The sequence below is a fragment of the Priestia sp. 53B2 genome, assembly GCF_056099005.1.
Genome location: NZ_JBLZXA010000027.1, coordinates 96,193 through 108,983 on the forward strand (window position 1 = coordinate 96,193; position 12,791 = coordinate 108,983).

At 38.2% G+C, this 12,791-nt stretch carries 13 protein-coding genes; all 13 read left to right on the plus strand.

Translation table 11 applies throughout. The features are described from left to right. Window positions 1-26: 26 nt before the first annotated feature. Window positions 27-272, plus strand: a complete 246-nt coding sequence (locus ACN6NE_RS20925; protein ID WP_129708343.1) for a DUF2164 domain-containing protein — start codon at window positions 27-29, stop codon at window positions 270-272. Window positions 273-515: 243 nt separating this feature from the next. Then, window positions 516-1,223 (plus strand): hypothetical protein, encoded by a 708-nt coding sequence (locus ACN6NE_RS20930; protein WP_474327034.1) that lies wholly within the window; start codon window positions 516-518, stop codon window positions 1,221-1,223. Then, window positions 1,192-1,647, plus strand: coding sequence for a CoA transferase (locus ACN6NE_RS20935; RefSeq protein WP_474327035.1), 456 nt, complete (start codon window positions 1,192-1,194; stop codon window positions 1,645-1,647). Before ACN6NE_RS20930 ends, ACN6NE_RS20935 begins: the two co-directional genes overlap by 32 nt. Next, window positions 1,638-1,925, plus strand: coding sequence for a hypothetical protein (locus tag ACN6NE_RS20940; RefSeq protein ID WP_474327037.1), 288 nt, complete (start codon window positions 1,638-1,640; stop codon window positions 1,923-1,925). The genes ACN6NE_RS20935 and ACN6NE_RS20940 overlap by 10 nt, the downstream gene beginning before the upstream one ends. Window positions 1,926-2,164: 239 nt before the next feature. Continuing rightward, on the plus strand, window positions 2,165-2,431 hold the full coding sequence (locus ACN6NE_RS20945; RefSeq protein WP_474327039.1) for a hypothetical protein: 267 nt from the start codon (window positions 2,165-2,167) through the stop codon (window positions 2,429-2,431). Between the two features lie 6 nt (window positions 2,432-2,437). Further along, window positions 2,438-2,635, plus strand: coding sequence for an IDEAL domain-containing protein (locus tag ACN6NE_RS20950; RefSeq protein ID WP_057243902.1), 198 nt, complete (start codon window positions 2,438-2,440; stop codon window positions 2,633-2,635). 226 nt (window positions 2,636-2,861) lie between these two features. Then, window positions 2,862-3,281 carry a universal stress protein gene (locus ACN6NE_RS20955; RefSeq protein WP_280160091.1) on the plus strand — a complete coding sequence of 140 codons (420 nt, stop codon included), beginning with the start codon at window positions 2,862-2,864 and terminating at the stop codon, window positions 3,279-3,281. Window positions 3,282-3,806: 525 nt separating this feature from the next. Then, window positions 3,807-7,160 carry a trifunctional glycoside hydrolase family 18/polysaccharide deacetylase/glycosyltransferase family 2 protein gene (locus ACN6NE_RS20960; RefSeq protein ID WP_474327042.1) on the plus strand — a complete coding sequence of 1,118 codons (3,354 nt, stop codon included), beginning with the start codon at window positions 3,807-3,809 and terminating at the stop codon, window positions 7,158-7,160. A gap of 360 nt (window positions 7,161-7,520) precedes the next feature. Beyond that, window positions 7,521-8,897, plus strand: a complete 1,377-nt coding sequence (locus ACN6NE_RS20965; protein WP_474327044.1) for a sensor histidine kinase — start codon at window positions 7,521-7,523, stop codon at window positions 8,895-8,897. A 1-nt stretch (window position 8,898) separates the two neighbouring features. Next, window positions 8,899-9,579, plus strand: coding sequence for a response regulator transcription factor (locus tag ACN6NE_RS20970; RefSeq protein WP_129708357.1), 681 nt, complete (start codon window positions 8,899-8,901; stop codon window positions 9,577-9,579). A 113-nt stretch (window positions 9,580-9,692) separates the two neighbouring features. Beyond that, complete coding sequence (locus tag ACN6NE_RS20975) at window positions 9,693-10,025, plus strand: metal-sensitive transcriptional regulator (RefSeq protein WP_013056612.1); 333 nt, start codon at window positions 9,693-9,695, stop codon at window positions 10,023-10,025. 14 nt (window positions 10,026-10,039) lie between these two features. Then, window positions 10,040-10,246, plus strand: a complete 207-nt coding sequence (gene copZ, locus ACN6NE_RS20980; protein WP_057243898.1) for a copper chaperone CopZ — start codon at window positions 10,040-10,042, stop codon at window positions 10,244-10,246. 85 nt (window positions 10,247-10,331) lie between these two features. Next, a complete protein-coding gene (locus ACN6NE_RS20985; protein WP_474327048.1) occupies window positions 10,332-12,749 on the plus strand; it encodes a heavy metal translocating P-type ATPase in 2,418 nt (805 codons plus the stop codon). The last annotated feature ends 42 nt before the right edge of the window (window positions 12,750-12,791 follow it).

Below are 12,791 nucleotides of genomic sequence, written 5' to 3' on the forward strand. Positions count from 1 at the left end.
TATCAATGTAAAGAGGAGTTTTGTTTATGTTTATTAATTTTTCAAAAGAAGATAAAGATAAAATGCTGAATGAAATTCAAACGTTTTTTTATAACGAACGAGATGAAGAAATCAGTGAATTTGCAGCAGAAAATGTATTAGAGTTTATTAAAGAACATATCGGTCCTCACTTTTATAACCAAGCAATTAAAGATGCAGAAGGTATTATGAACCAAGTCATGCTTTCTGCAGAAGAAAATTTACATGCATTAAAAAAACCAATCGAAAAGTAGTTCAAAAAAGAAAATATGAAGTAGGACAAAAGCGTTTTATGTACAAAAACATAAAGCGCTTTTGTTTGTCTATGAAACAAATTATTTGTTCGCATAAGTGATATATGATACATTCGTTTTAAGATAATATTAACGTTAACGTAAAGGTTACGATTAAAGTGTTTTGATTTAACTCGATGAGGGCATAACTTCAGCAAGCAGGGACATAATGAGGTAATTATATTAGGAAAGAAGGGACTATACGTGAGCAACATTAGGAAAGATCAGCTAACAAAATCTATTGCGAAAGCAAATGAAAATCGTTTAACAGATAATAGTGATTTTGATATTTACCAAGATCTGGAAAATGTGCTTCAAGGAGTCGGCTTATCAGCAAAAGACAGCGGAGGAAACATTACGTTTTACGGAGAAGATTCGATTGTTCCTAGTACGCTGCGCCTTGCCTCGGCAGCAGCTATTGCACTAGTTGCTAAATCAGTAGCTGTCTCAAAAATTTGGAGAATACGCGGAGGAAAAGGTCAAGATATTCATATGGATTTACGAAAAGCTATTCGAAGATTATCACCTTTTTACGATAAAAAATGGGAAAAGCTTAATGGGTACGCACCAAGTAAAGCAAATGATCCATATAACCCATTAGGCTTTCGCTTTTATCAAACAAAAGATGACAAATGGGTGATGCCGCTGAATCCATATCCACGCTCTAAGCATGAAACGCTAAAGCTGTTAAATTGTATAGAAGACTCTGATGCAGTGGCAAAAGCAATTCGCGGATGGAATGCAGAAGAATTAGAAAAAGCTGCAGCGGAGCGAGGAGTTATCATGCCTGTTGTGCGGACAATTGAAGAGTTTATGAATGAGTCCGTGTATGAAGAAGTAGCGCAACTTCCTTTAATTGAAATTGAAAAGATTGGAGAAAGTGAGCCGATTTCTTTTTCAAAAGAATCCTAAAACGCCGCTAGATGGTATTCGAGCATTAGGGCTTGGTCATGTTATTGCAGGAGCAGGATTTGGTAGAGCTCTCGCTTTACACGGTGCGGACGTCTTAAATATTTGGAAGCCAACGGATTGGGAGCATGATACGATTCACGCCACGTCTAATGTCGGTATGCGCTCTTCAACGCTGGATATCGGTGAAAAAGAAGGAAAAGAAAAAATGGTTGAACTTCTAAAAGAAGCCGATATCTTTTTTGCGAACCGCCGATACGGATTTCTAGAGAGATACGGTCTAACAGCTGAAGAGTGTGCAGAACTAAAACCAGGAATCATCCACTGCACCGTTAACCTGCATGGAACGCAAGGAGAGTGGGCAAAAAGAAATGGATTTGATCAAACAGCGGGAAGTGTGACGGGAGTCATGGCGTCATGGCGTTAGAAGGATCTTCAGAAAACCCTAAGCTGCCTCCTATTGTAGTTGTCAATGATTATGCGGTTTCTTGGCTGCTTGAAGTCGGTGCTTTAATGGCACTGGAAAGAAGAGCAAAAGAAGGAGGAAGCTACCGTGTGCGTGTATCATTGGATCGGGTATCTTTATGGATTTTATCAATGGGCATCTATGACAAAACATACGCTCATCAAACAGCTGGTTCGTCAGAGAAGCATGAGTACATTGCACCGGATCTCTTTACAGCCCAAACGCCTTTAGGGTTGTAACAAGGGCTTACAGAACAAATCGAAATGTCGGAAACTCCAGGGGAATATAAGACGGTTCTGGTTCCTCGAGGTTCTTCATGCCCAGAGTGGTTGTGATGCCAAGAGGCTGAGACAAAAGTATTTTAGTTGAAGGAAAATCCGAACAATGAATCGAGATTCTTGATAAAGGATTCAACTCGTTCGGATTTTTTCATGGTGATGGTGAACGTGGATTTTGTATCTTCTGTTGCTTCTAGTTGTTGATTGAAGGGCAAGGCAAAGACTCCTGCGGGAAAAGCGGAACAGGTGAGACCCCGCAGGAGCGCAAGCGACGAGGAGGCTCAGCGGCCGCCTGCGGAAAGCGAAGCCTTGCACGGAAATCAATTCAATTCGCTCGCCTTTGGATTAAAATGATTTGGGTATGTCCAAACCTCATTTTGAGAGGCACATTTAAAATGAAAAATAAGAAAAAATATTTGAATAATTATATGATTTCTTATATAATAGCGAAAAGGATGAGGAGTTGACTTGTAATGGAAAACTATACGTCCCGCAAAATGACACAAGAAGAAGTAAAAGTATCAGACGCGACAGCAGCTCAACTAGTGCTAAACAAATCTCTTCGTGACTTTAAAAAAGCACAGCTTTTACTGCAAATTGATCAGTCTTTAGAAAAAAAAGATAAAGAAACTTTTTTACGTTTAACTGAAGAGTTAAAAGAAGTTTGTTAAATAACCTACTAACATAAATAATCAGCCTTTGCTTCTAGTGAGCAAAGGTATTTTATATGGAAAAAAACGGATAAATGTTTTGTTTTTTCTGAAAGCGGTAAAAGTATCGTATGGATGATAAAGCAAAAATCAAGAAGTCTCTTACTTTATTATTTTTTGCTTTATCATCTACAGCATCTAGATGGCAACGCATCATGAAAGAACAAAAAGAGAGAGGGTTCTTTATATGTATAACAAAATCTTAGTCGCCTTTGACGGTTCGGCACCTTCTATTCGTGCTCTTCAACATGCAAGTAAACTAGCTAAAAGCGTAAATGCTAATAAGCTGACAATTGTACATATTAAGGAAAGAATTCACTTGCAGCAGCCTGTTTTTAGCGTTGACTTAGACGCACTGATAGAAGAAGAAAATCGCGATATTTTATCTGAAGCTCACAATCATTTAACTCAATCAGGTATTCCATATGAGGCATACGGTTTAGAAGGCACCGCTTCAAAGAAAATTATCGAATACGCACATGACAATCAACAAGACGTCATTGTAATAGGAAGTAAAGGAAAGGGCTTTGTTAAAGAGACATTTTTAGGAAGTGTAAGTCACGAAGTTGCTCAATCCGCAGAATGTCCTGTTATCATTGTTAAATAAAAAGCATGTTCTCCCTGAAGAACATGCTTTTTGTTATGAGTTAATCTGTGTCGCCTTTAAATCGTCTAGTGCTTTAGCTGGTTGGAAATTTTCAATACGGTAAAAACGCAGGAGATCTCCAAGCAATACACTACTTTTATTAGAAAGCTTTAAGAAAATGAAAAAAACATGTCTAAATAACTAATAAGACGAGATAAGACCTAGCAGAAGATACAGCTGTAAAGCCTTACACTTCCATAAGTTATCTCTAAATTCGATAAATTAGCATATATACCGCTTGATTTACTTCTGTTATCCTTTTGTTTGCAGAAAAACTTATAGTGTCAGACGCACCGAGGTATAAAAGTTTTCGCTCTTTTGAGTATATGACTTTTTACAAAAACAACGCGATCTCTACACTTTTTTCTCCTAACAAAGTAAAAGGTGTAGAGAAAGTGATAAAAATACGTAGAGGATATAAGAACAGAGGTAGAAACGTTTTTTCCTTTACATGATAGCTAAAAATGATAGAAAGCAGGTATGCATGTGCAAACAACACAATTCAAGAAAAAGAACAGGCGAGGTGAGAAGACGGCTGGTTCGCACACGGACAAAAGTAAGAAAAAATTCATTTTTGAGACTAGTTCTCTAAAACGATGGCATATCATTATAAGTCTATTTATACTCGTAATCATTTTTACACTTTTTTCAGCTTTCGTTTCAGGCTTAAGCATTCACTTTAATCCGGTCTTGCCAACATGGGGGACTGAAGAAAAGAATGAATTTTCGACTATTTATCCGTCCGATAACGATAGCGGCCAGCTCTCTTCTTTTTCAGAAGATGAGTCTCATAAAAAGTTTTTAGAAAACCGGATTGTGAACAAAGATGATTTTTATGCGTTCTATGTTAATTGGGATAAAAATAGTGAACGTTCATTAAAAAATAATATTGACCAAATTGACGTTCTTGTTCCTCAATGGTTTTCATTAAATTCGAACTTGGAATTAAAAAGCAGTGTTCAAAAAGATATCGGAGATTTTGCTAAAAAGCATCATACAAAGGTTTTACCGCTACTGACAAACGAGTCAAATGGAAAATGGGATGAGCAAACGGTTCACCGCTTGCTGCAATCTCCTCAGGAACAATCCAAACTCATACATAATTTGCATCATCAAATTAAAGAAAATGGATATGATGGGGTAAATATAGATTTTGAAAATATCAAAACCAGCGACAGAGAGTTACTAACAGACTTTATGAAGAAACTTTATACAGCCTTCCATGAAGATGGGTTAATGGTAACTATGGATGTGCCTCCAGCTAATAAAGCATTCGATTATAGCCGTTTAGAACAGTATAATGACCGTATGATTTTAATGATGTACGACGAGCACTTTCAAAGCCCGGGTCCTATTGCTTCATTTTCTTGGTATCAAAACAATTTATCAAAATCGTTAAAAGATAAGATGATTGTTAGTCTTGGAAACTATGGATATGATTGGGATGAAAAGAGCAAGCAAGGCGGAGAGGTTGTATCATTTGAAGACGTCATGCGAATGGCTCAAAAAGCCCACTTGAATGTAGAGTGGGATGATAAAAGCAAAACGCCGTATGTAAATTATAAAGACGGAACGGGTACGCATGAGCTATGGTTTTTAGACAGCGTGACATTTTATAACCAGTGGAAAGCTGCTTCGTCAAGCGGTGCCAAAGGAGTTGCTTTATGGAGACTGGGAACGGAAGATCCGTCTGTATGGGATGTAGTAAAAGGACATAAAGTAAGTGAGATTCAGACAGTTAAAAATGGAGAAATTGCTTACAATTATGGAGAAGGAAGCATACTTCATACAAAAACAGATGCTTCTCCAGGAGAAAGACGTTTTGCTTTTGATTCGAAAGGATTTATTTCAGGGGAAGAGTACACAGCAATGCCGCAAGCTCCTGAGATTGAGCGGCTAAGCAAAATATTTAACAAAGAAATTGTTTTGACATTTGATGATGGGCCAGATCCTGAATACACAGAGAAAATTTTAAAAATTTTAAAAGCTCACGATGTAAAAGCTACTTTCTTTATGATTGGTGAAAATGCAGTATTTCATCAAGATATTGTTAAACAAGTATATGAAGATGGTCATGAAATTGGAAATCATACGTTTTCCCATCCAAATACCATCAATATTTCTAAAAATCAGCTAAAGTATGAAGTAAATGCAACAGAACGAGTCATTCAAGGTATAACTGGTCATTCATCTATTTTATATCGTCCTCCGTATGGAGATAATCAAAACACTTATAATGGTTACGATGAAACGGTATATGACCCAGCTTCATTTCAAAAAATGGCGGATACGACGAAGATGGGATATATAACTGTTAACTACGATATTGATTCGAGTGACTGGAAAGCTAAAAATAGTAAAGAAATTGTAAACCGTGTGATGAAGCAAGCAAAGAACGGTGATATTATTTTACTTCATGATGGAGGAGGAAACCGAGAAGCAACAGTAAAAGCACTGCCTCAAATCATTGAAAAGCTGCAGGCGCAAGGGTATACATTTATAACAGCAGGGGATTTGACGAACAAAAGCAGGGAAAGTACAATGCCCGCCGTTTTAAAAGCAGAGAATCCAATTATTCAAAACATCAAATTGATTCTAGCGAATATTGCTGCACTGCATACTGTTTTTTTTATTTTGTTTTATGGAACATTGATTGTATTTACACTGCGTTTGCTTATTGTATTTTATCTCGCTCTTAAACATAAAAGAAAAGCTGGAAAACTGCAGTTTGATGCTTCATATCAGCCTTTAGTCAGCGTAGTTGTCGCTGCGTATAACGAAGAGAATGTCATAAACAGGACAATTAAATCGGTGTTGAAGAGTTCATATCAAAACCTTGAAATTATTATGGTTGATGATGGTTCAACAGATGGCACATCAAAGGCTGTTACTGAAGCTTTTAAAAACAATGACAAGTTTCGTCTTCTTCGAAAGAAAAACGGAGGAAAGGCTGCGGCGATCAATTTGGGTATCCAAAAAGCACAAGGAGATATTATTGTGTCAATTGATGCCGATACCATTATTTCACCTGGAGCTATATCGCTTATGGTGAGACACTTTAACGACGAAAAAGTAGGAGCGGTATCTGGGAACATCAAAGTAGGAAATGTCCGGAATTTATTAACAACATGGCAGCATATTGAATATGTGTCAGGTTTTAATTTAGAGAAACGTGCGTTTTCCATGCTTAATTGCGTGACGGTTGTTCCAGGCGCAATAGGAGCATGGCGAAAAAAACTTGTTCAAGAATTAGGATATTTTACGGCCGATACATTAGCTGAAGATACAGACATGTCTCTGCGTATATTGCGCAGCGGTTATAAAATTTCAATTGAAGAGAAAGCAAGTGCATATACAGAAGCACCGGAAAAGCGTAAAGATTTTCTCAAACAGCGCCATCGCTGGAACTTTGGGACTTTACAGTGCTTATGGAAGCACAAAAGAGCTTTTGGAGGGCGTAAGCATAAAGCATTAGGTTTTATGGCTCTTCCTAATATGCTGCTGTTTCAATTCATTTTTCCTTTATTTGCACCATTTTTAGACCTTTTATTTGTTTTGAGGCTATGTACTGGAGATGTTAAACATTCGGCTCTTCTATATGGCTGCTACTTTATTGTTGATTTTCTTGTTTGCTTAGTGGCCTTTAGATTAGAGAGAATAAGCAGTAAACCATTGATTGCTCTAGTGATACAAAGAATTGTGTATCGCTACTTATTACTATGGGTAGCTTGGAAGGCAGTGTTAGCTGCATTAAAAGGGACAAGAGTAGGGTGGAATAAATTAAAACGCTCCGGAAATTTGCAGGTAACAAGAGACAGTTCAGCTGATAGAACTGGGTGAAATTGCACTATTTAACGAGGTTAATTAGCTTTTGCTGATTAACCTTTTTTTTATTAGAAAAATAGTAAAGGGTTCGCTTAATAATGATAGTTAAAAGAACCTTCATTTTTGCGCGTATCAATAGATCATTCACATCCCTTTCTTGTTCGTTGAAATGCTGTTCTACGTACGTGTACTAGTGTACCTATGATAAAATGTCAGAGAATAACGCTTATTTGACCAATTCAGTACAGCTGTATCTACAGAGGAAGCTGCTTAGAAAATTTTTCATAGTACAAAGACAATTATTTGTGGCGCATTTTTATTCTGCACAGTTTCTTCAACTATTACTTCTATAATTAAAGCAAGGGATGTGAATAAATGAATCGAATTTCTATTAAGCTTGGACTCTTGTTTTTAATGTTCATTTTACTAGTTGAAGCCGCTCTCTTTTTTTACTTATATAGCGGTCTTGCCAACACACGAATTTCAGAGGAATTAGAAAGTTTGCGTTTAAGAGGAAACAGTCATCGGGAAGTATTAGAGAAGCATCATGATTCGGCTACGCTTAACCATGTTGCACTGATGGAATCTGAAGCAGAAACTGATGTTGTCATAACGGATAAAACAGGAAAAATTATCAGTTTGTCCAGGCCTTTAATTCAAGGTGCAAGAAAAGCAGTAGAGAAATGGAAAGGAAAATCTCTTACATACAAAGGGGAAATTATGCAAGGCGACTGGAAAAGCAAACCTTATATCGCTACAGCATCACCTATTGAAAAAGGCCGTCAGCAGTTCGGAACGGTTTATATGTTCAAAAACACAAATGATATCCACGAAATGATTGCGAGACTACAGCATCATTTTTACGTAGCGGGAGCTGTTTCCATTTTATTTTCGATTGTGACTATTTTTGCTCTGTCTAAATTTATAACCGCTCCTTTAATCAAGATGAAAAAAGCAACAGAGAAGCTGAGTCAAGGAGATTTGTCTGTAAAGCTTGGTGCTCATTCAAGAGATGAACTTGGACAATTAGGAATGTCCATTCAGTCGCTAGCGAATGAGCTGCAGCGGTTACGAAAAGAGAGAAATGAATTTTTAAGCAGCATTTCACATGAACTTCAAACTCCTTTGATGTATTTAAAGGGCTATGCGGACGTAGCGAGAAGGCCTTCTAATACACCGAAAGAACGTGATAAATATCTTACTATTGTGGAAGAAGAAGCGGAAAGAATTTCACAGTTAGTCAAAGATTTGTTTCAGCTGGCGCAGCTGGATCAGCATACATTTTTTATTCAAAAACAAAAAGTAGAACTGGCTACGTATTTGCACACCATATGCGCGCATTTTCATTTAGCTTTAAAAGAAAAAGAGATGGAGCTGGACATAAGTTGCCCTCAAGGCCTTTACTTTTCACTAGATCCTGAAAGATTTCAGCAAGTGATTATCAATTTACTTGATAACGCAATGAAATATTCAAAAGAAGGGACTAAAATTGATTTAATTGTAAAAAAATCAGCTGAATCATTGACAATAACTCTTAAAGATCAAGGAATAGGCATTCCACAAAAAGATCTGCCTTACGTATTTGACAAGCTGTATCGAGTGGAAAAATCTCGCTCGAGAAAAAGCGGAGGATACGGATTAGGCTTATCAATTGCAAAGGAGATTGTAGAAGCTCATGGAGGAGAAATAACAATCATAAGCGAGATGGGAAAAGGAACGACTGTAGAGATTGTATTAAGAGAGGATGGATAGGATGGCAACTATTTTATTAGTAGATGATGAAGCAAGGATGCTGGATTTACTAGAACTTTATCTGCTGCCAAACGGATTTACATGTATAAAATTTGAAAAGGGCACAGAAGCGCTGCGCTATCTTTATGAAGGTAACAAAGCAGATTTGATGTTATTAGATATTATGATGCCAAGCGAAGATGGGTGGGAGATTTGCCAAAAAATAAGGAAAATGTCTGATCTACCGGTCATTATGCTCACAGCCCGCAGCCAAACGTTAGATGTAGTAAAAGGATTAAATATAGGGGCAGACGACTATATTACTAAACCGTTTAGCGAAGAGGAATTGGTTGCACGCATCAGCGCGGTTCTTAGACGTGCCTCAAAAGAAAAGAATGAAATCACCTATAAAGGGTTAGTATGGAGCAAGGAAGACCACGTATTACAATATAAAAATCAGCACATTCAAGTGACGCCTAAAGAGTTTGAATTAGTGGGGTTACTTCTTCAGCATTTAAATCGTGTGTTCAGCCGGGACGATTTGCTTGTGTTAGTGTGGGGATATGAGGCGGAGATTGGAGATCGTACTATTGACTCCCATGTGCGAAATGTTCGGGATAAGCTTAGAAAAGCGGGTTTTCCTGTAGACGAATACCTGCAAACCGTATGGGGAATAGGCTATAAGTGGGTTGATGTTATTTGAAAATGATATGAGCATAGCTATCGAAATTGGTGAAAAGATAAAGTAAGCCACCTTTTCTCTTTACATAGGGTAGGGGGGTATAGTATGATGAAGTCATGAAGGGAGGATGTTAGATGGTTGAAGCGAATCACATGAATAGTGAAGAAAAATGTTGTACGATAAATAGTGAAAGAAAAAGTCACCATTCTCCAGAAGTGAAAAAAAATCTAACAAGCCGATTAAATCGAATTGAAGGACAAATTCGAGGAATTAAAGGATTAATTGAAAAAGATACGTATTGTGACGACGTGATTACTCAAATCGCAGCTGCGCAGTCTGCTTTAAATAGTGTAAGTAAAATTTTGCTTGAAGGTCACTTGAAGCATTGCATTGTAGAACGTGTGCAAGATGGTGATGAAGAAGTAGTAGATGAATTATTAACAACCATTAAACGATTAATGAAATAAAGGAGATGCTAGAAATGGAAAACGTAACATTATCAGTACAAGGAATGTCTTGCGGTCATTGTGTCAAAGCTGTTGAAGGCGGCGTAGGCGAACTTAATGGCGTTAAAAGCGTAGAAGTAAGCTTAGAAGACGCGAAAGTAACAGTTGCATTTGATCCTAGTCAAGTAACGATTGAAGAAATTAAAGAAGCTATAGATGACCAAGGTTATGACGTAGCATAAACAGCATCGCGTGCGAATACCATCGCACGCTTGATTTAGGAAAAATATATACCCCTTATAGGTATATAACAGGAGGCGAAACGTGATGAGTGATAAACAAAAAGAAGCCACCTTGCAAATTACGGGTATGACATGTGCAGCGTGTTCTAACCGAATTGAAAAAGGATTAAAAAAAATAGAAGGTGTAAAAGAAGCAAACGTGAATTTGACTTTGGAAAGATCTACCATAATATTTGATCCGTCTAAAACAAGTCCACAGGCCTTTGAAGAAAAAATCGAAAAGCTTGGGTACGGAGTTGTAAGTGAAAAAGCCGAATTTGCTATTACGGGCATGACGTGCGCCGCTTGTTCGACTCGTATTGAAAAAGGGTTAAACAAATTAGAAGGCGTGACAAAGGCAAGTGTTAATCTTGCTTTAGAAACAGCTTCTGTTGAATACAGCCCTTCTCAAATAGTTCCGCAAGATATAACGCAGCGAGTTGAAAAGCTTGGATACGGAGCAAAGCTAAAGTCGGAAGAAAAAGAAGAAGAGCAAAGCTACAGAGAAAAAGAACTGAGTAAACAAAAAGGAAAGTTTTGGTTTTCATTTATTTTAAGCGTACCGTTATTGTGGGCAATGGTCAGCCATTTTACGTTCACATCGTTTATTCCTTTACCTCATATGCTAATGAATCCATGGGTTCAGCTCGCTTTAGCTACGCCTATTCAGTTTGTGGTAGGGAAGCAATTTTATGTAGGCGCATTTAAAGCTCTGCGCAACAAAAGTGCCAACATGGATGTTTTAGTAGCACTAGGCACAAGCGCAGCTTATTTCTACAGTCTATACTCTTCTCTTAAATCGCTTGGCTCATCTGCTCATACGGATCAGCTTTACTATGAAACGAGCGCTATATTGATTACGCTGATTCTTTTAGGAAAATTATTTGAAGCAAACGCTAAAGGCCGTTCTTCAGAAGCAATTAAAAAGATGATGGGCTTACAGGCTAAAACGGCCGTTGTAATAAGAGACGGAGCGGAAGTTGAAATTCCAGTGGAAGAAGTCCAAAAAGGCGAAGTTATTTTTATTAAGCCTGGTGAAAAAGTGCCTGTAGACGGAGAGATTATTGAAGGGCAATCGGCCTTAGATGAGTCCATGCTGACAGGTGAAAGCGTACCGGTAGATAAAAATATTGGAGATAAAGTAATTGGGGCCACACTTAATAAAAATGGTTTTCTAAAAATAAAAGCTACAAACGTTGGCAGGGAGACGGCGCTTGCGCAAATTATTAAAGTAGTAGAAGAAGCGCAGGGGTCTAAAGCGCCTATTCAGCGATTAGCTGATTATATCTCAGGTATATTCGTGCCAATTGTAGTCGGAATTGCACTTCTTACTTTCTTTGTTTGGTATATTTGGATTGCGCCTGGCGAATTTGCACCGGCTTTAGAAAAGCTTATTGCCGTACTAGTGATTGCATGTCCATGCGCGTTAGGCTTAGCTACTCCAACTTCCATTATGGCGGGGTCGGGCCGCGCAGCAGAATTTGGTATTTTGTTTAAAGGCGGCGAGCATTTAGAAGCAACGCATAAAATCGATACGATTCTTTTAGATAAAACGGGAACTGTTACAAATGGAACCCCCGAGTTAACCGATGTACGTATTGCACAAGGCTACGAAGAAAATGAGCTATTACAGTTAGTTGCATCGGCTGAGCGTTTGTCGGAGCATCCTCTCGCTCAAGCACTTGTAGCAGGTATAAAAAATAAAGGTATAGAGCTTCAAAATCCGTTATCTTTTGAAGCTATTCCAGGGTATGGAGTAAAAGCAACTGTACAAGAGCGAGAGTTGTTAGTGGGAACAAGAAAGCTTATGAAGCAACATAAAGTGAATATTGATACAGCCTTAGAAGAAATGACAAATTTAGAACGAGAAGGAAAAACGGCTATCCTCGTTGCTCTTGATGGAAAATATGCCGGCATGCTTGCTGTTGCAGATACCATTAAAGCGACTTCTAAAGAAGCAGTTTCCAGGTTAAAAGAAATGGGCTTAGAAGTGATGATGATTACAGGTGATAATCGTCAAACAGCTCAGGCTATTGCGATGCAAGCGGGTATTGAGCACGTTATAGCAGAAGTGTTGCCAGAAGGCAAAGCAGAAGAAGTGAAAAAGCTTCAGCAGCAAGGTAAAAAAGTCGCAATGGTAGGAGACGGTATTAATGATGCTCCTGCACTTGCGTTAGCTGATATTGGAATGGCCATCGGAACAGGAACGGATGTAGCGATGGAAGCCGCTGATATTACGCTGATGCGAGGAGACTTGATGAGCATTGCAGATGCGATTGAAATGAGTAGAAAAACAATTTCTAATATTAAGCAAAATTTATTCTGGGCAATGGGTTACAACACGCTTGGTATTCCAATTGCAGCAGTTGGGCTGTTAGCCCCTTGGGTCGCTGGAGCCGCGATGGCCTTTAGTTCTGTATCGGTTGTATTAAATGCACTGCGATTGCAGAGAGTGAGGCTATAAGATATGAAAAAGTGGATCGTCTCAGCTATTTTGTACGTGCCC